Annotated in this window: 14 protein-coding genes and 7 tRNA genes; 18 read left to right on the forward strand and 3 right to left on the reverse strand. The window is 39.9% G+C overall.

Translation table 11 applies throughout. The features are described 5' to 3' along the window. Nucleotides 1–87: 87 nt before the first annotated feature. Together mutY and L3Q70_RS04340 are read left to right on the forward strand one after the other, a co-directional pair. Nucleotides 88–1167, forward strand: coding sequence for an A/G-specific adenine glycosylase (gene mutY, locus L3Q70_RS04335; RefSeq protein ID WP_237115239.1), 1080 nt, complete (start codon nucleotides 88–90; stop codon nucleotides 1165–1167). 15 nt (nucleotides 1168–1182) lie between these two features. Next, nucleotides 1183–1455 carry an oxidative damage protection protein gene (locus tag L3Q70_RS04340; RefSeq protein ID WP_062570343.1) on the forward strand — a complete coding sequence of 91 codons (273 nt, stop codon included), beginning with the start codon at nucleotides 1183–1185 and terminating at the stop codon, nucleotides 1453–1455. Nucleotides 1456–1488: 33 nt separating this feature from the next. On the opposite strand, the gene L3Q70_RS04345 is transcribed toward L3Q70_RS04340, so the two are convergent. Further along, nucleotides 1489–4257, reverse strand: a complete 2769-nt coding sequence (locus tag L3Q70_RS04345) for an ATP-binding protein (protein WP_237114905.1) — start codon at nucleotides 4255–4257, stop codon at nucleotides 1489–1491. A gap of 396 nt (nucleotides 4258–4653) precedes the next feature. Here L3Q70_RS04345 and L3Q70_RS04350 point away from each other — a divergent pair. The 15 genes from L3Q70_RS04350 (at nucleotide 4654) to L3Q70_RS04420 (ending at nucleotide 15021) form a co-directional block, all read left to right on the forward strand. Beyond that, nucleotides 4654–4729 (forward strand) — tRNA-Phe (locus L3Q70_RS04350). Nucleotides 4730–4800: 71 nt separating this feature from the next. Next, nucleotides 4801–4876: transfer RNA gene (locus L3Q70_RS04355), tRNA-Thr, on the forward strand. 197 nt (nucleotides 4877–5073) lie between these two features. Next, nucleotides 5074–5149, forward strand: a tRNA-Phe gene (locus L3Q70_RS04360). 57 nt (nucleotides 5150–5206) lie between these two features. Continuing rightward, nucleotides 5207–5282: transfer RNA gene (locus tag L3Q70_RS04365), tRNA-Thr, on the forward strand. A 200-nt stretch (nucleotides 5283–5482) separates the two neighbouring features. Further along, nucleotides 5483–5558, forward strand: a tRNA-Phe gene (locus L3Q70_RS04370). Between the two features lie 57 nt (nucleotides 5559–5615). Further along, nucleotides 5616–5691 (forward strand) — tRNA-Thr (locus L3Q70_RS04375). Nucleotides 5692–5797: 106 nt separating this feature from the next. Then, nucleotides 5798–5873: transfer RNA gene (locus L3Q70_RS04380), tRNA-Phe, on the forward strand. 281 nt (nucleotides 5874–6154) lie between these two features. Continuing rightward, nucleotides 6155–6952: a helix-turn-helix domain-containing protein gene (locus L3Q70_RS04385; RefSeq protein ID WP_237114906.1), complete on the forward strand. Its 798-nt coding sequence runs from the start codon at nucleotides 6155–6157 to the stop codon at nucleotides 6950–6952. Nucleotides 6953–7321: 369 nt separating this feature from the next. Continuing rightward, nucleotides 7322–7561, forward strand: a complete 240-nt coding sequence (locus L3Q70_RS04390) for a hypothetical protein (protein ID WP_237114907.1) — start codon at nucleotides 7322–7324, stop codon at nucleotides 7559–7561. Between the two features lie 414 nt (nucleotides 7562–7975). Continuing rightward, complete coding sequence (locus L3Q70_RS04395; RefSeq protein ID WP_135925822.1) at nucleotides 7976–9805, forward strand: retron Ec67 family RNA-directed DNA polymerase/endonuclease; 1830 nt, start codon at nucleotides 7976–7978, stop codon at nucleotides 9803–9805. Nucleotides 9806–10832: 1027 nt separating this feature from the next. Next, complete coding sequence (locus L3Q70_RS04400) at nucleotides 10833–11717, forward strand: phage integrase N-terminal domain-containing protein (RefSeq protein WP_237114908.1); 885 nt, start codon at nucleotides 10833–10835, stop codon at nucleotides 11715–11717. A 13-nt stretch (nucleotides 11718–11730) separates the two neighbouring features. Next, nucleotides 11731–11949 (forward strand): hypothetical protein, encoded by a 219-nt coding sequence (locus L3Q70_RS04405; RefSeq protein WP_237114909.1) that lies wholly within the window; start codon nucleotides 11731–11733, stop codon nucleotides 11947–11949. Then, a complete protein-coding gene (locus L3Q70_RS04410; RefSeq protein ID WP_237114910.1) occupies nucleotides 11942–12871 on the forward strand; it encodes a hypothetical protein in 930 nt (309 codons plus the stop codon). The genes L3Q70_RS04405 and L3Q70_RS04410 overlap by 8 nt, the downstream gene beginning before the upstream one ends. Before the next feature lie 140 nt (nucleotides 12872–13011). After that, entirely contained in the window at nucleotides 13012–13359 is a 348-nt protein-coding gene (locus L3Q70_RS04415; protein WP_237114911.1) for a hypothetical protein, read from the forward strand. A gap of 45 nt (nucleotides 13360–13404) precedes the next feature. Beyond that, the gene (locus L3Q70_RS04420; RefSeq protein WP_237114912.1) at nucleotides 13405–15021 is read left to right on the forward strand and encodes a conjugal transfer protein TraG N-terminal domain-containing protein; all 1617 of its coding nucleotides are present in this window, start codon (nucleotides 13405–13407) and stop codon (nucleotides 15019–15021) included. A gap of 84 nt (nucleotides 15022–15105) precedes the next feature. Here L3Q70_RS04420 and L3Q70_RS04425 read toward each other — a convergent pair whose 3' ends face one another. Continuing rightward, nucleotides 15106–15312, reverse strand: coding sequence for a hypothetical protein (locus L3Q70_RS04425; RefSeq protein ID WP_237114913.1), 207 nt, complete (start codon nucleotides 15310–15312; stop codon nucleotides 15106–15108). Between the two features lie 170 nt (nucleotides 15313–15482). Between L3Q70_RS04425 and L3Q70_RS04430 the strand changes: the two genes are divergently transcribed. After that, nucleotides 15483–16370: an HNH endonuclease gene (locus L3Q70_RS04430; RefSeq protein WP_237114914.1), complete on the forward strand. Its 888-nt coding sequence runs from the start codon at nucleotides 15483–15485 to the stop codon at nucleotides 16368–16370. 34 nt (nucleotides 16371–16404) lie between these two features. On the opposite strand, the gene L3Q70_RS04435 is transcribed toward L3Q70_RS04430, so the two are convergent. Beyond that, nucleotides 16405–17883, reverse strand: coding sequence for a pentapeptide repeat-containing protein (locus tag L3Q70_RS04435; RefSeq protein WP_237114915.1), 1479 nt, complete (start codon nucleotides 17881–17883; stop codon nucleotides 16405–16407). Nucleotides 17884–17920: the final 37 nt, after the last annotated feature.

Raw genomic sequence — 17920 nt, forward strand, 5'->3', positions numbered from 1 at the left:
TGCGCCTTGAGTACAAGCTTTTAGCTTGCTTGGCCTAACTAACTGCAATAGACTGAGCCGCAATGAGCTTCAGCAAGTAAAGATGTTATTTTGAATTTAAGCAATAAGGAGTCAACTTGGTTCGCGAGCCAAGTCGTTGACTGGTATCACCTTCACGGCCGTAAAACTCTTCCATGGCAGTTAAATAAAACCCCTTATAAAGTGTGGATCTCTGAGGTTATGCTTCAGCAAACTCAGGTCGTCACTGTCATTCCGTATTTTGAAAAGTTCATGCAGAGTTTTCCTGATATTATTGCGCTGGCCGATGCCGATGAAGATCAAGTGCTGCATCACTGGACGGGCCTTGGTTACTACGCTCGCGCACGTAACTTACATAAAACGGCAAAAATAGTCTGTGATAAATACCAAGGTGAGTTTCCAACCACGCTTGAAGAAGTGATGGATTTGCCTGGCATCGGTCGTTCAACTGCGGGGGCTATCTTATCGTTATCGCTTGGTCAGCATCACCCAATTTTGGACGGTAACGTTAAACGTGTACTCGCGCGCTTTTTTATGATCGAAGGCTGGTATGGGGTTAAAAAAGTTGAAAACCAACTGTGGTCACTATCATCACAATTAACGCCTAAAGAGTCCGTTACTGAGTTTAATCAAGCAATGATGGATTTAGGGGCAAGTCTGTGTTCACGCAGCAAGTTTGACTGTGAGCCTTGTCCTTTAAATAGCAAATGTAGTGCTTTTAATGAGGGTAAGGTTAAAGAGTTTCCGCATTCAAAGCCTAAAAAGGCGGTACCGAAAAAGTCATGTCATCAGCTTATTTTAGCTTGTGGTGATAAAGTTCTTATGGAAAAACGGCCTAATTCAGGAATTTGGGGAGGCTTATTTGGCTTTTTCGAGTTTAGTGAGTTAAGCGAGCTAGAAACATTTTTAGTCCAGCATGGTTTAACGGCTAATACACAGGAACTTGAAGTGTTTACTCATGTGTTTTCGCATTTTGAGCTGACCATTAATCCGCATGTTTTAACATTGCCAAGCATTCCAGATCTCATTAATGAGCGTCAATTGGTTTGGTATCCGCTTGATGAGTCTATTGAAGTCGGCCTTGCAGCCCCTACGAAAAAGCTGGTTAAACAATTACGCACAATAGATTACAATAACATCACGCAATAAGAGTAGAGAGCAATTATGGCACGTACAGTATTTTGTCAAAAGTTACAAAAAGAAGCTGAAGGCTTAGGCTTCCAACTATATCCAGGTGAGCTTGGTGAAAAGATTTTCAACAACATCAGTAAAGAGGCGTGGGGCCAATGGCAACACAAACAAACGATGCTGATCAACGAAAAGCATCTAAACATGATGGACCCAGAACATCGCACTTTTTTAGAAGAGCAGATGGTTGGTTTTTTATTTGAAGGTAAAGACGTTGAAATTGAAGGTTATCGTCCACCTGAAAAATAAGCACAGAAATTAAAAAGGGCCGATTGGCCCTTTTTAATTTTCACTTTCTTGTTCGGCTTTTTTGATTTGTTCTTTTAAGAACTGTGCTACTTTAGAGTACTCGATTTCGAACTCGTCGCGCAGCTCAATTAGATCGTCACTTGTTAGCTCTTCTTCTTTACAGCGTTGTTCAAATGCTGATGCCAGTTCGGCAATTTTCACTGCTCCAATTGTTTTGGAAATCGATTTTAATTGGTGGCATGCCGAAATGATGGTTTCTAAATCATGATCGATCACCCCTGCATTTACCTCTTTAGTTAGTTGATTACTTTGTTCAAGGTACATTTTAAAGAAACGCAGTTTTTTAGCTTCATCGTTATTTATGTATTTACCAAGCATGTTCATATCAATTGGCATGGCAGGTTGTTTTATTTCAAGAGGTGTTCGCTCAGGGTCGACTTTATGCGACCACTTTAGCAATGTTGCCTCAAGTACGTTGAGTTCGACAGGTTTTGTAATATAGTCGTTCATGCCAATACTTAAACATCGCTCTTTCTCCCCTTTGAGTGCATTAGCGGTAATAGCAACAATGTAGGGTTGGGCATTGATGTCAGGAAGCAAAGAGGCTTCGCTGCGAATTTTTTCAACCATGTCATAGCCTGACATTTTTGGCATGTGTAAGTCGGTCAAAATGATCGAGTAGTGGTTTTCACGCCACATCTCTAATCCTTGCTCACCGTTTTCGGCTAACTCGACACCATAACCTAATAAATGTAATTGATCTGTCAGCACTTGCTGATTAAGAACATTGTCTTCAACCAAAAGAATTAATTTATTTTCTTCACGGGCTTGATCCACGCTCAAATAGTTATTGAGTGTTTTTGCAGAGGAAATTTGTTTTGGCTGATGAAGGCCAGCAGCAACTAATAACGACACCATAAAGTTAGACTTACATAGTGGTGCTGCATTTAAATAAAAAATATTTTTATGATTAACAGCGGCTTCATCTAGCTTACTTAATACAATCACTTGTTGATGGTTGTCTTCTAAGGTGTAAAGCAAACGGCGCAGTATGTAGTTAATATCCTCCATGCTTTCGATGCCATCGAGAATCCAAATTATGTCTTTTTTATCTTGCTCAGCTTCTATTTTTTCATTGCTATTGGCAATGATTGTCGTTGCGCCCATAAATGAAAGATAACGAGTTAATAAGCTGTGTCTGCCTTCGTGCTGGGTTACAACAACCACTCGCTGGTTTTTCATCACCTGTTTGTGAGCAAAGTTAACTTTTCCTTGCGTGCTAAACGGCAGCTCAACGATAAATTCACTACCGATCCCCAAATCACTGTTTACAGTAATCGTACCTAGCATCAACTCGGTAAGGCTCTTACAGATCGAAAGCCCAAGACCTGTGCCTCCATACTCGCGTGTAATAGAGCTTTCGGCTTGAATAAATGGGTTAAATATTTCGCGAAGCTGTGCCTGGGTCATGCCTTTACCGTTGTCGGAAACGCTAAAACGCAAGGTGTAATGATCGGTTGTGTTTTGCGCGACTTCGACAGATATTTTTACATGACCTTTTCGGTTATCGTCTGTGGTTGTAAATTTAATCGCATTACTACATAGGTTATAAAGCACTTGGCGTACGCGCACTGTATCGCCAATTAAGTTAGTCGGAATATCGGGTGCTATGGCAAGTTCTAGATCTAAGTTACGCTTTTTAGCGACAGAAGACAGCACACGGGCAACTTCTTCGATAGTATCTGAGACCGAAAAAGGAATGTTATCGATATTGAGTTTTCCTGCTTCGATTTTAGAGAAGTCGAGAATGTCGTCTAAAATGCCAAGCAATGAAAAGGCAGAATCACGAATTATTGTACTGAGTCTATGTTGTGCACCATCGAGCTCTGTTTGGCGCAGCAAATCAATAGTCCCAATCACCCCATTCATTGGTGTTCTTATTTCGTGACTCATTGTTGCTAAGAAGGTTGTTTTAGTTTCGTTGGCTTGCTCTGCTTTTAATGTTGCTTGTTCAAGTGCCAGTGTTCTGTTTTGTACTTCAGTTTCAAGGCTACTTTGTAGTTTTTGTAGGTCTTGTTGTGCTGCTTTATTTTCAGTAATTGCAGACTGAACTTTACTAAGTAAATGGTTAATGTTTTTAGCTACAATATCTAAACCAAAGTCAAGAGTTTCAGTAACATGAGTGTGGTAATTTTGGTTTTCTGTAATAGCTAATAGTTCATCGCTAAGTAGTTCACTACTTTTCATAAAACGTTTATTAATATACACATTTAATAATACAGACAGAAAAATAAGTGCAATCAGAGCAACAGCAGCTAATACATATGACATTACAGCTGATTCAACAATTGGCTGTTCTTGTGAATGCTGCTTTACGATTAACTCGCCAACGGGTTGGTCGTTAAATTCAAGCACTTTGTGAATTATGCTGGCTTGTTCTAATTGCTGATTTACTTTCGTTACAGCGATGAGTTCTTCTTTATTGTTTGCAAATACCAAAGACACATCACCATTCACTTCGTACCTATACAAGTAGTAATCAAACCCAGCATTGAGTAAAAGGCTAAGATCCAGTACTTCTTTGACCTTATCTTGGCCTGGCATTGTGAGTGCGCTTACTAATGGTGGTGATAATTGTTCGACTACTTGCGCAGCATTTAGGCTTGGGTGTGTAACTTGAGTTTTAGAATCCTTTGTTGGGTAAAAAGAGTAAGCTACAACTGCGAGAAGTGTAATAACAAGATTCGTTATAATGAATAACGGTAATAGCCCTTTTACAGGAGATGTAGATTTACTCGACATGGCTTTTATCCAACAATTTTACAGCAGTAAGAAGTAGTTACTTGATTGATTAACATAATCCTACCATCAACGAAGAAAAATTCACCACGTTTTTACTTTAGCAAAGCAATAATCGTTGGAGGAAACTATCAGAATAGGAGTTTTTGCTGCATAAGTAACCGTAAAAGTACGAAAAATAGCAATCTTGATTGAAAACTGTTCAAACAGTCAGAATCCTTAAAAAAAAGTTGACTTGAGAGGGCAAAACCCGTTTAATACGCCGCACGCCCAGACAGCGACAACTAGATTTGTTGCTTAAAAGTGCGTTTAAAAGTTAGTGCCCAGATAGCTCAGTTGTAGAGCTGTTAGGAGTTGCATTGAAAATCCTTGTGGATATTCTGCATAAAACTAAATATTGCCCAGATAGCTCAGTCGGTAGAGCAGAGGATTGAAAATCCTCGTGTCGGTGGTTCGATTCCGCCTCTGGGCACCATTATTTAATATATTGGTGTTATCTCTAATAGTGAGAACATCAGTATTGTGCAAAGCACACAAATTTAGTGTGCCGACTTAGCTCAGTTGGTAGAGCAACTGACTTGTAATCAGTAGGTCATCCGTTCAACTCGGATAGTCGGCACCATTTATTTAAACATCAAGCTTCTAGCTTTTTGTTATGCCCAGATAGCTCAGTTAGTAGAGCCATTGGGAGTTGCATTGAAAATCCTTTTCGGATGTTCAGCACAAAAACAGAATATTGCCCAGATAGCTCAGTTAGTAGAGCCATTGGGAGTTGCATTGAAAATCCTCTTCGGATGTTCAGCACAAAAACAGAATATTGCCCAGATAGCTCAGTCGGTAGAGCAGAGGATTGAAAATCCTCGTGTCGGTGGTTCGATTCCGCCTCTGGGCACCATTATTTGATAATCTCTTTTAAAGTGATTATAGTGCACAGCGCACACAAATTTAGTGTGCCGACTTAGCTCAGTTGGTAGAGCAACTGACTTGTAATCAGTAGGTCATCCGTTCAACTCGGATAGTCGGCACCATTTATTATCCTTGGCAGCAAATTGCAGTCAGGAACTTAGCCCAGATAGCTCAGTCGGTAGAGCCATTGGGAGTTGCATTGAAAATCCTCTTTGGATGTTCAGCACAAAAACCGAATATTGCCCAGATAGCTCAGTTAGTAGAGCCATTTGGAGTTGCATTGAAAATCCTCTTTGGATATTCAGCACAAAAACCGAATATTGCCCAGATAGCTCAGTCGGTAGAGCAGAGGATTGAAAATCCTCGTGTCGGTGGTTCGATTCCGCCTCTGGGCACCATTGTTTGATAATCTCTTTTAAAGTGATTATAGTGCACAGCGCACGCAAATTTAGTGTGCCGACTTAGCTCAGTTGGTAGAGCAACTGACTTGTAATCAGTAGGTCATCCGTTCAACTCGGATAGTCGGCACCATTTATTTTAAACGAAAGTTTAGAATGCCCAGATAGCTCAGTCGGTAGAGCCATTGGGAATTGCATTGAAAATCCTCTTTGGATATTCAGCATAAAAACCGAATATTGCCCAGATAGCTCAGTCGGTAGAGCAGAGGATTGAAAATCCTCGTGTCGGTGGTTCGATTCCGCCTCTGGGCACCATCCCTTCTCGCTTACAGCGTATTTTAGAACTACCGTTTCCTACAAAAACACCCATTTCCTACAAAACCTATAGCTTCGTCGCGCATGACGGAGGCGATTTAGCGAACGCCAGAAAGCAAAAAACCGCGATAAAGAAACTCAGATTAAGTTTGGCGACTTAAGTTTCCAACGCGGCTTTCATAAACATTCGAAAGTGTTTATATGGCTATCTTAGCCGTAGGGTAATCCTGTGTCTAGTAGGTAGTTAAAAATTTGCTGACGACGTTCCTGTCGAAAATAAGTTGAGTCACAACCAAAAAAATAAATTTGCACCAAGTGCAAAGCAAAACTTGGACAACCAAGGTAAAAAGAAGCAAGTCTTTTTCTCGCTAGAAGTGTTGCATGAAACTAAATCTGATACCCAGACATTAGTTTTAGGCCATATTGCCTATCATCATGCTAAACACGGAAAATTTAACTCCAGCGTTTCATCCATCGCAAAACACCTTTGTTATTCAATCAACGCGATAAAAAATGCGCTGAGCCAGCTTCTAAGCGCTGAAAATGAAGAAAAACAGCCACTGCTGCTTGAAGAATGTACAAAAGGCTACAGCCGTACATTGAGGCTTAATTTAAAACACCAACTAGGCTACCGGCTACTTCAAAGCTACACGCAAATCATTCATGGCCAACAAGCAGCGGATACACTTCCCCTCTATGGTCTTCAGTTACATTTATTCGACTCAAAAAGCCGGTATGATTCACGACATCAACACAAAATGCTGATGCTACATGCGTTGATCAGCAGTAAAATCAAAGCCAGCAAACTATCGACACGTAATAAACGAGATACCTACCAACAAAGCATTTCTCAGCTTTCTAAAAAGTTGGGATGGGCATATATGACGGTAAAGTCTTTAATTGAAACCATGCGGCCACTTGGTTTGTTGTCGGTGCTCAAAGAGCAAGTAGATCGTGTAGCAAAGCTTGTGTTTGGTGAGTTGAAGGCAAGTAAAGCCAAAATGCAACAAGCGATAATCTCCAGAAAAGAGCGCGAAGCACCACCAATCGAGCGATACCGCGATATTCCCATAGCCTAATACAGCTTTCGCCAAGATAAATCAGAACTGCCTCGATGCAGGGCTTTGTTGTGCCTGAAATTCAAAAAATAGAGCACACAGCTTCTCCGTTGACTTCTCCAGATGAATGAAAACCAGAATTTTCCTAGTTTAAGCAACTTAAGGGCCTAAATGCGCTCTTTGCAACGCCTTGAGAGTACTGTGTATATAAATTAGTGATAGGTGTTTTTCGTTCAATTTAAATCAGTGCTAAAAGCTACAAACTTAGTGATCTATCACTTTTAGCTGGTGATGCCTTTAAATATAGTGTTTAAATATAAATAGATAGATTTTTACCAAAACGTAGTTTGGCCAAAATCATTTTTAAGTTTTTTAAAGGTAGCCGTTGTAATGGAAAAGATTGAGCTTGGAGTTGAGCCAGTAACGTTTCAGCATGATCTGAATGGTGAATATGTATTTTTCTGTGTTGGTCAAACTGACTTTGAGCGATTTGGTGTCGAGTGCGTTTCAAAACGAGCTGTGTTGAAAGGTGTGTCAGATGATGAAAGTGAAGCAATTCAAGACTATATGATGCAAGTTATTTTGAGCATGTCTGATGAAAAACCCTTGAGTAACAGTAGTACACACTAAAAGGTTAACAAGTCTAGGAGGTGGGACGATTCGCCGTGGTTGAGGCTTTAGATATTTCCCCCCCTAGTTTCTTGCGTGGAGTACCTCCAGATTGATAACCGCTGTTTTACTATGAGAAACAGAGAGTTAATCTTTAATAATCGACGTGAAAGTGAAAACGATTTGTGAGTACCATTGGCTTTTTCATAAAGCAAAGTAGTGAAGTTGTTTGGGGTTCCAAACTCAAAATTCTTGCCTATACATACATAGTTCGCTAAGTTGTTAATTAGCTTACGGGCAGATTTTTGTTCGCGCTTCGCGAACAGTGAAAAAAATGTTCGAACGGACCGCCTATGAGGAAATGTATCATCACTTTAAGGTACTTCTCGACACGCGTAAGAGTGCCCGTAAGCTAATTACTTTTAAAGGATTTATATGAGTAAGCTTGCAAAGCTAAGAGCTGCAAAAACAAAACCTGAGTTGGCCGATGTGCTAGGAGTGCATCCATCTTTTCTTACATATACTCTGTATGTGCGAGGAACAAATTCGCTCTATACTTCCTTTAATATACCTAAAAAGTCTGGCGGTGTAAGAACTATACAATCCCCTGATTCTGGCCTCAAGTCAATTCAATCTGCATTATCCAACTTGCTTTTAGACTGTATCGATGAAATCAATTTAGCCAATTTTCCTGATTCAGAGTTAGCGTCACCGAAAGCTAGTCACTCGAATATATTGAAGGTCAAATGTAACAGTGCGAAAACTAAGCAGCCTTCACTTTCTCACGGTTTTACAAGGCATCGCTCAATTATTACTAATGCTATGATGCATGTTAATAAAAAAGCAATTTTGAATATTGATTTAAAAGATTTTTTCTCAAGCTTCAATTTTGGGCGGGTTCGTGGCTTCTTTATAAAAAACAAAAACTTTGAATTAGATGATAACGTTGCCACAACAATAGCTCAGATAGCTTGCCATGATAATGAATTACCTCAAGGAAGCCCTTGTTCTCCAGTAATCACGAATCTCATCACTCATTCATTAGATATTAGGCTTGCTGATTTGGCGAGGAAAAATTCATGTACATACAGTCGGTATGCAGATGATATAACTTTTTCAACTGGAAAGAGAAAATTTCCATCTGAAATTGTTAGTGAGGAAAATGGTATATGTGCTCTCGGAAAGAAGCTTAAATCAGAGGTTAGGCGCTCTGGTTTTTCTATAAACTCAAAAAAGACAAGGGTTCTTTATAAAGATTCAAGGCAAGATGTTACTGGCTTGATTGTAAATAAAAAGCCCAATATTAAAGCTGAATATTGGAGAACAGTTAGAGCACAATGCAATTTATTATTTAAGACAGGAAAGTTTTATGATCTTATAAATAACAAGGAGGTAGAGGGGAATATTTATGAGTTGGAAGGTAAGCTAAATTTTATAGACCAACTAGACCACTATAACAGGCTTCGTCAAAAGCCAGCGCTCAACCCACAGTATCACCGGCAAAAAGACGCCCTTGCTAAAGGGGGAAATCAAAAACAACGTAGGTACCTGTATAACAATCGGGAGAAAACCTTTAGCAATTTTCTGTTTTATAAGCTTTTCTATGCGAATCCTCTAACAATGATTTTAACGGAAGGGAAAACAGATAACATATATCTAAAAGCTGCTTTAAGTCGTTTAGCAACGGCGTTTCCATCGTTAGCTAAGTCTCAACCTTATGAACCACTTTGCCAGTTCTTTAAATATACAGAAAGAACACGTTTTTTGTTAGAGTTGCATGGTGGTGGGGACTATTTTAAAAGTTTTGTTGGCTCATACGAAGAGCGCTATCGATTATATAAAGCACCAAAGCCTGCAAATCCGGTTATTATTTTCGTTGATAATGATACAGGACCTGATCAGCTAATAAGCAGAATAAAAGGAATGAAAGGGATAGGGATTTACCCTACAAGCTTGAATAAGGGTGATATAAGGAAGTCGGATTTTGTTCATATTTCAAATAATCTGTACTTGATTCTAACTCCTCAATCCAACACTGGTGATAATACTGATATTGAGTACTTTTTCACAGATTTCGATCGAAAAAGGCCTTACAATGGGAAGTGCTTTAATACTGTAAAGCTCAGGAATGATAATGTAGACCTCAGTAAAGATGCTTTTTCAAGACATATTGTGCAAGCCAAGAAAAATGTTATAGACTTTTCAGGTTTTCATAAATTGTTAGAACGGATAGTATTAGTTCAGAATCATTATAAAACGTTGTAATTGTTAATTTAGTGGTTAGTGCCTTTTGATTATTTTGTTGTGGGTATCCTAGGATTGTCACTCTTTTATGACTGGTGAGAGGACAACCATTACTGAGCTGATAAGCAAATATCAATCAACAATCTAATTTCCACCACTTCAAAAATCGGCAAATCTCCAGGCATTCCTCTTATGGCTTTGTAATAAGTCTGATTGTGTCCATAAAAACCAAACGACGAATGCCACAAAAAAACTACTATATGAGTTGGGAAGATACAAGCTTTTCCTACTTTAAGTACTCTACTGTTAAGCTTGCCAAGCTATTGATAAATGTTAATAAAAGTGGGGCGTTGAATATGCCGTTAGTTTCTAATTTTTTTTAACGTATTTGATTTTTTCATATTTCTTATCCAGCACAAAGAAAAATATATGCTTAAAAAGTACCTGAGAAACCACGTCATTCCGCGAAGCAAAGAGGAATGACGTGGTGGTAAACCCCACGCTAAACCAAGCAGAACAAAGAGGGGGAGAATCAATTGTTGACGTTCTGTGGGCGTTATGACACTCTAAAAATGATTCCAACAATAGCGAGACATCGGTCATCGCGTCATCAAACAAAGCCTTTGGCTTTGTCATACCAATGAGATCTACTCACAACTAGAAACCAAGCTTTCGGGCTTTTTACCTCACAAATTAGTCCAGATGATTTAGGCATTTTTGTGTCTTGAATTTGACTATTTGTACCTGCGTTTTGCAGAGAATTAAGCGATCCCTAACGAACCCAAATAGGAGAAATGTTATGACCTAACTGACCTGTGCTGAGCACATTTTTTATTTGCGCTTTATCATGCACGCCCATTGAGGGAAGCATCTAAAGTGAGGCTAATTTGGCCATTTTGAACTGTTGTGCCCTTATTCGTATTTATACGGAAATTGTACGCTCCAACGTGCAATTGGCATTTAAAACTTACCATTTGGATATTGGTTCAATAGTTAGTTGGGTTGGTAACGTGTAATCGAATTTATAAACACGGTGAGTGAACAAGTATTGAGTAATTTAAAATATCAGCTTCAAGGGCTTATGCTCAGAAATCAAGACGGCAGTTTTGGAGTTAAGGCTGAGCGTAAAAAAGTACTGGTTCAGATCTCTGCTCAGCTTAAACAGGGCGGATACCGCTTGCAATCTGTGCAATCACTCAAACCCAAACACGTAAACTATCTTGTTGAGCGCTGGCAGGGAGAAGGGCTATCTGCTGGCACCATTAAAAATCGACTTAGCCATATAAGATGGTGGGCGGAAAAAATCGGTAAAGCTTCGATGCTGCCAAAGTCTAACAATGGTGCAAACCAAGCAATCACACTTGATTTGGAAAAGCGAACCTACACACCTACCGAGTCAAAAGCAAAAGAACTAGAACAAAATAAGCTTGAGAAAGTCAGCGACCCACTTGTTAAGCTCTCACTTCGGCTTCAGCGAGAGTTTGGCTTACGTAGAGAAGAAGCCATTAAATTTCGACCTAACTATGCCATTCGAGGCGAACAGTTAGTGCTAAAACCCAGCTGGACAAAAGGCGGTCGTCCCAGAGTCATTCCTATTAGGACTGAATCTCAGCGACATCTACTTCAACAAGTGCAAAAGCAAGTCGGTGGAGGCGCGCTGATCCGCCCCGACCGAAACTATATTCAACAACTCAAAGCGTATGAACGGCAAACAAGCCAAGCAGGGCTAGATAAAAACCACGGGCTTAGGCACATGTATGCCCAAAAGCGCTACTTAGAACTAACCGGTTGGCGCTCTCCAATCGCCGGTGGGCCAACAAGCAAACAACTCACTCGAGAACAAAAACAAATTGATAGGCAAGCGCGATTACAGGTTTCTAATGAACTTGGCCACAGCCGAGAGCAGATCACAGTCATATATTTAGGTCGATGATAGGAGCAATTAGATGGCAGAAAAAATAAAGTACCGCGATGTGTACGGTATATTTATTCCTGACGCTGAATGGGCACAATTTTTAGATGATGTAAGTACTATTAAGCAGCGTTCAACAGAACTGGAAAAAGTAAACGGTGAGCAACAGTACAAGTTAAAAAAGTTGGCAAGGATCATTCAGCGCAAGGATAGACAGCTGGCTAAGTTCAATAATGGAGGAAGCCATGTTTGAAGGGACACTTGATTTCAAAAATGAAGCTGCACCGTTGCTAGTTCATGGAATATGTGAGCTTAGCGCTTATGATGGTATTGACTCCGCAGTGCAAGAACTTGGAATTAGCAGGCAGGCTGGTGTGTTTATTACCGAATTGACAGTATGTGAGCTGCATGAGTTTTGCCTTAAGCTGTCGAGTCAAAAAGCAGTTGAGGTAAAAGTTAACTTTAATACTGCTACAAAGTTGGCTGAGTTAGTTGCGGAACTAAATTTATATCAATTACAAAAGCTTAATGTATCGACTCAATTATACGTAAAGAGTTTGGGCGCAAGATTCGAGCATGATCAACTTTTAGCGAGTAAGTTTTTAGGTTTGTTGAGTGGTGCAATGGAACATGCGGAGCAAGCTCCAAGCAATTACTTTATGTTTCCGGTACCGTCCGAGTTAATAGTTGTAATGCAACGGTTACAAGCCGTTCATCTCAACTTGTATATGCGATTGTTAATTCAAAAAAGCGTGATTGGACTTGAAGTGGATAGTGCTAGGGTCGATAGAGCGGTTGCGTTAATGAAGATTCAATTACAAAAGACTCGGCCAATTAAAGAACTTATCGCAGCCGGAGCTGATTTAAGCTTTGTTCGCAAATATACAGGGGTAAAGCATGTTAGCAGCAAGCTCTATACTCAATGCCGAATGCTGTATGGAGCCCATTGGCAAACCGAGTTCATCACTGCAAAAGATTGTGAAACGGTGTATGAGCAATTCAAGTCAATGGTGCAATCAAGAGCTTCTGTGATAAAGATATACCTAGGCTTACATCACACATTTGGTTATCGAATTGAAACCTTATACCAGTTTATTCAAAAGACATTGGTTTCAGAGTTTGAACATGATGATTATCAATTAAATTTAGAGGTAAGCAAACTACTCAATGACTAGTAGACCTGCTGAGTCTGTAAACCAGTAAACGTAATAACGAGGCATCGGCCATCGTGGATCAGAGCAAAAAAGAAGAATTTAATTGAGACGTGGATTGGCTGCGGCTCGATGTTTTTGATTTACGAAATACGGAGCTTTGTATGAAAACATTTCTTAAAAATACCCTTATCATTTCAGTTGCAGTTCTGGCGGTTCAAGCCTTGTTGATAGGCCTTGTTATCAGTAATCCTAGTGCGATAGTTAACGGAGTAGATAGCTTCCTTGTTGGCTTAGTGGCCATGAAAAAATCCACGGTAAGCATTGGTTTTATCACTGATATTCTGGTCATCGTTGCCTCATTGGTGCTGACTTTTCACTTTGAAAAAGGCTTAGCCTGGTTAGTGAAGTCCAAGCGCTTATCACAAGCACAAGCAGACTATCTACAAACTAAGAAGGTCCGCGTTCTGGTTGCATTGTTAGCCGTTCCAATATTGACGGTGATCGTATGACATTTACGAGCTTAAGTGACCTGTATTTTTTTGCTACAGGGGTGTATGCCCCTCAACACCATAACTGACATTGCTATCAGCACTAAACTGATAATTGCGCCTGTGATTGTGTTTGTTGTAACCCAATTAATAAAGGCGTTTGAAGGGGATGAAGAAGCTAAGGTAGGCATGGTTGGTAAGCTGGAAATTGGCATATACCTGCAAATGTTTGTGTTTATAACAGCCTTTTATCCAATGGTACCGCTTAAGTTAGATAGTTTTCAGCTGTACAGCAAGCAGTGCGAAGGTTACAAGCAACCAGAGATTAATAATGGCTTTTTTAGGAAGGGCGGCCCTGCAGAAGATTTGGGGGTAATGCTGTCGAACAATGAACTAAAAATTCCGATTATCGTTGCGCTGGCTAGAGCCTTTGGAACAGGCTTTTCTATTGAGTCGGTTGACCGCTTACCTTGCGGTTTTAACTTGCAGGGAGCAAAGAATGCCTTAATGAATAGTCGTATTGTTGATACGGGCTTACGTATTGAAACGAAGGAGTTTATAAAACAGTGTTACCAACCGGCACTCAATAAAGCGTTACGCCAAGGCGATAAGAATATGCCGTGGATAGATGATCCTCGAACTGATGCTCAACCGTGGCCAGGTCATAACTCATTTATGAATGATGCTTACTACGGAAACATAGGAAGTGGCTTCTATTCTCAAGTCTTGTTATCTGGTTGGCAGGGAGCGCGAACTAATAAGCATATTCCTAAGTGGTCTGAGAGCCAGCAAGCGGAAAGTAGCGGGGAAATTGATTGTGATGGTGGCCAGTGTATTCACCAAGTGGGAGGTTTTCCTTCGTGTCGTGAGTGGTGGCAAGGTATCGGAGCAGGTTATGGCGGTATCAGCGTTAACATTAACGATATGAGCCTCCGTAAGCGTCTATGGGATAGTATGCCTGAGGATGATAAGAGCAGTATATGGGTGCTCTTACAGGCATCCTATCATGACGTTTCTGATACCTGGTATGAAGATAAACTAATGGAAAAGGCCTATTTCAGTAAGGTGGCCATGAACCGTATTCAAGGCGCAGAAACAAGGGATTACGGCCTTCAAGGTGAAGGGGTTATGGGGAAAATTGGTAGTTGGTTTAACCGACTAGTGGGTACTGTCGGTAATTTAATGTCCACTGTTCCTGATTATGCTGAAGCCAGTTTAGTTCAATCAGCCGCACCTATGATTAAAGGTGCTGCGATACTGATTCTATTAGCGGCCTTTCCTTTGGTTCTTATGGTAAGCCAGTACAGTATCAAAATAGCTACGACCGTTGGGGCGCTATTTGTTTCGATACAGCTCTGGCCCTTCTTTTGGGAGCTAACAATTGTTTTTCAAAAGTCATTTATTCAGACGGTTGCTAATAGTTCGAGCGTTCCCGTTGTTGATGTGTTAACGCAACCTAACGTTATGATGAACAGCCAGCGTATAACAGATATGATGTTTATTGCGTTCCCTTTCATCCTTACATCGTTATTAACCTACGCTGGTTTGGGCTTGGGTGGCGCTATTGGAAGCTTTCAGGGCATGAGTAAAGGAGCTGGCTCTGCAGGTCGAGGCGGCGGAGAAGCTGCTAAAAAGGTGGGTGGTAAAGTTGCCCGAAAAGCGGCGAGTAAAGGTGCTAGATAGTACATATTTTAATGGGATAGTTAGGCTTAGAGCCTGACTTTCTCTGAGGCTAATTTATTGGAATACTTATTTCAAAGAGTTATTCTATTTTCGCAGCCACTGGCTACCATTTTCTGGAGCATTATCTCCTTCGAAATCAGTAATGACTTTGCATTTTTCATTCAGGCGATAAGAATTAGAAAAGTCATCAACGCATTCATAGTCGTGAGAGGGCGTGCTAGATATACCTTCTTCAATGGTTTCTAATACAGCTTCACCTAAAACTCTCGCAATTGATTTTAAACATGTCATAACTGACTCCATTCGGTAATTCCGGAGATATTCCTCCAACATGTACAAATTAACTTCAGATAGCGTTGAATTCAAATTAAATGTTACTATTTTGATAGTAAAGGCGTAATTGGCTGTGTATTTATTGAAAGTACATAGAGTTATACCACTGAATTTTTAAGGAAAGTAAGATGCAGTTATTTTTTCATGATGTAGGTTTAAAAGGTGCTCAAGCTGATTTTCCGAAAACCATCTTCGGCGATATTGCAATTTCTGACATTGTTGAAAGCTGCCCTATACATTTAAAACAAGAAGTAGAAGAGCTGCTTACAAAGGAGTTTCCTGATGGGTGGTGTAACGCATGGGGAGTTCCTGAAGGTGCCAAAAGTGTCATAAGGCAACTTTCAAATGACGATGTAATGCTTTTGATAAAAACGACGGGTGGTGATGGTGATATACCTGTGCTCTGCCATGTTAAAGGTTTTTGGAAAGAACCTCTGTTAGAGCTTTCTAAGCTTCTATGGGGAAGCAGTCACTTTCCTTATGTATTCTTTTTTAAGACTCAGGAGATTCAACTTACTTGGACTCAGTTCAAGCAAGATGTTCAATACATGCCTAATTTTAGGCCAAGTGGGAATGTTTATCGAGTCAAAAGTGAACGACTTTCAGAAATTGGTGGTGTAGAGAATTACCTCAAAAAGTTAAGTGGCTACAAGCGTGTTGCACATGAGCTATATGAAATAAGAGAAGTGACCCCAGAGCAGGAATACAATGAAGGTGAGCGTCATATCAGAGAAACAGCATATTTCAAAAGAAACCCTCAATTAGTAAGTGATGCTAAGAAAGCTTATGGCTACACGTGCCAAGTATGTGATTTTAACTTTGAAGAAGTTTATGGTGCTGAGCTGGGTAAAGAGTTTATTGAGTGCCATCACAAAAACCCTCTTTCGGAAAAGGAAGGCAAATTCAGTAGCACACTGGAAGATGTCTGTGTTGTCTGTTCCAATTGCCACCGGATGTTGCATAGAACTAAACCTGCAATGAAGCCTGAACGTCTAAGAGAGTTGTTTGAAAAATAGCCATTGGGTTGTGCAGACATATTTTAGTACTAACTTAGATCCTAAACCTATTCCTCAAACCAAGGCCTATCAAGAACATAAACACGAAAGATGACCCTGAGTGTATGTAACTGTATAGGTAGTAGTTATCAGGGAGTTCTTTATTAAAAAGTTCTTCGGTGCCCTTGGTTCTTGCTTCTTTGGATATTGCTAAAAATGGTGTAGCGGTTGCGACTGAAATCGTAAGAGCCGCTTTCATTTGAGCTATGTCATAGCTGGGCTGCTTAGTTTGATTGAGCGTTAGTGAAGCAAAAATAAAGACACTAGCCAATAGGTACATGCTCGGTCGCATGATACTTTGCCCATAATTACTTGTGAGAGAGAAGAGTACATCTAGAACTGATTGCCAAGGGCTAAATACGTGCCAACGTTTTGCGCGTAATTCGTCAGCATGAAATGCAAGTGCCCTTTCATGGTTTCTGTTTGATTCTGCGATTTCTTTGAGGCGACATAGACGGTGTGCATCTTCTTGTTTTAATGCTTTTTTTTTGAAAAAATGACGATTTAATTTGACAGTTAATAGACTCAAATCCACATGGTGAGACATCCTAGTTTGCCTCAAGTCAGGGATACAGTTGTAGTGTCCAGAAATCGTGAATTGTTTATCGAAAGAAGCTCCCTCAAAGCCTAAGTACTTTAAGTTAGCTGTGCTTTCTGGCTGAAAGTCAAACATTGCGTGAAATTGACACTTTCTAAAACTAACTTTTTCACCATAAAAGGAGCTATTATCAAATACTACATTCTCCTGAAAAGTTGATGCGGAAAAGTCAGCATCTAATTCAAAAGATGTATTTGAAAAGTAGGATGAGCTTTTTAAGTTTGAATCCTGAAAAATGGTTTGACCGCTGAATGTCGCGCGAGAGAATATAGAGGTACCATCAATTATTACACCATTAAATAAAAACAATGAATGGAATTTTGCTCCTAGAAATGTACAGCCATCATTGATTTTGCTCTCAGTAAAAATAGTCTGCCCATAAACTGTGGAGTGGTAGAAACTTAAAGACCCTAGGAAAAAGGCACCCTCACAATGCATATGAGAATTAAAGTTTACATTTGAAAACTCTGCCTTCTCAAGAAAGGATGCGTTTGTGAAATTAGCTAGATCTTTAAAAGTTGAGTTTGAAAATATAGCGACTGAAAACCTAGCTTTACTAAAATCTGCGCTTCCTAGGAACTGTGCGGACGAAAAGTCAACCTTTCCGTGAAAATGTGCATCATGAAAAGTAACGTTGTGAAACTTGAATCCTGAAAAATCAATCAGATCAAGCTCGGAGTCCTTATTTACAACTCTTTTATTAGAGAGTTTCCCTTCAAGGCCCTTATAAGAAAATCTTACCCCTTTAAATGATATTTTGCTAATTGAATGCTTCTCTATCCATCTATTCCAAGCGTCTTTACCTTGAAGCCACAACTCTATCGCAGCGTCTCCTTCTAATGTGATTTCAGAGGAATTGTTGTGTTCCTTTCTCATAAAAAACTCCATTAACTAGTTCTTATATTATCTTGAG

Origin of the sequence: Pseudoalteromonas sp. CF6-2 (assembly GCF_021729425.1) — a bacterium.
GTDB classification, from domain to species: domain Bacteria; phylum Pseudomonadota; class Gammaproteobacteria; order Enterobacterales; family Alteromonadaceae; genus Pseudoalteromonas; species Pseudoalteromonas arabiensis.

Excerpts from the sequence above, each read along its gene's own strand:
- L3Q70_RS04340 (WP_062570343.1), top strand. The coding sequence starts at position 1,183 with ATGGCACGTACAGTATTTTGTCAAAAGTTACAAAAAGAAGCTGAAGGC.
- L3Q70_RS04345 (WP_237114905.1), bottom strand. The coding sequence starts at position 4,257 with ATGTCGAGTAAATCTACATCTCCTGTAAAAGGGCTATTACCGTTATTC.
- L3Q70_RS04390 (WP_237114907.1), top strand. The coding sequence starts at position 7,322 with ATGGAAAAGATTGAGCTTGGAGTTGAGCCAGTAACGTTTCAGCATGAT.
- L3Q70_RS04395 (WP_135925822.1), top strand. The coding sequence starts at position 7,976 with ATGAGTAAGCTTGCAAAGCTAAGAGCTGCAAAAACAAAACCTGAGTTG.
- L3Q70_RS04405 (WP_237114909.1), top strand. The coding sequence starts at position 11,731 with ATGGCAGAAAAAATAAAGTACCGCGATGTGTACGGTATATTTATTCCT.
- L3Q70_RS04410 (WP_237114910.1), top strand. The coding sequence starts at position 11,942 with ATGTTTGAAGGGACACTTGATTTCAAAAATGAAGCTGCACCGTTGCTA.
- L3Q70_RS04415 (WP_237114911.1), top strand. The coding sequence starts at position 13,012 with ATGAAAACATTTCTTAAAAATACCCTTATCATTTCAGTTGCAGTTCTG.
- L3Q70_RS04420 (WP_237114912.1), top strand. The coding sequence starts at position 13,405 with ATGCCCCTCAACACCATAACTGACATTGCTATCAGCACTAAACTGATA.
- L3Q70_RS04425 (WP_237114913.1), bottom strand. The coding sequence starts at position 15,312 with ATGACATGTTTAAAATCAATTGCGAGAGTTTTAGGTGAAGCTGTATTA.
- L3Q70_RS04430 (WP_237114914.1), top strand. The coding sequence starts at position 15,483 with ATGCAGTTATTTTTTCATGATGTAGGTTTAAAAGGTGCTCAAGCTGAT.
- L3Q70_RS04435 (WP_237114915.1), bottom strand. The coding sequence starts at position 17,883 with ATGAGAAAGGAACACAACAATTCCTCTGAAATCACATTAGAAGGAGAC.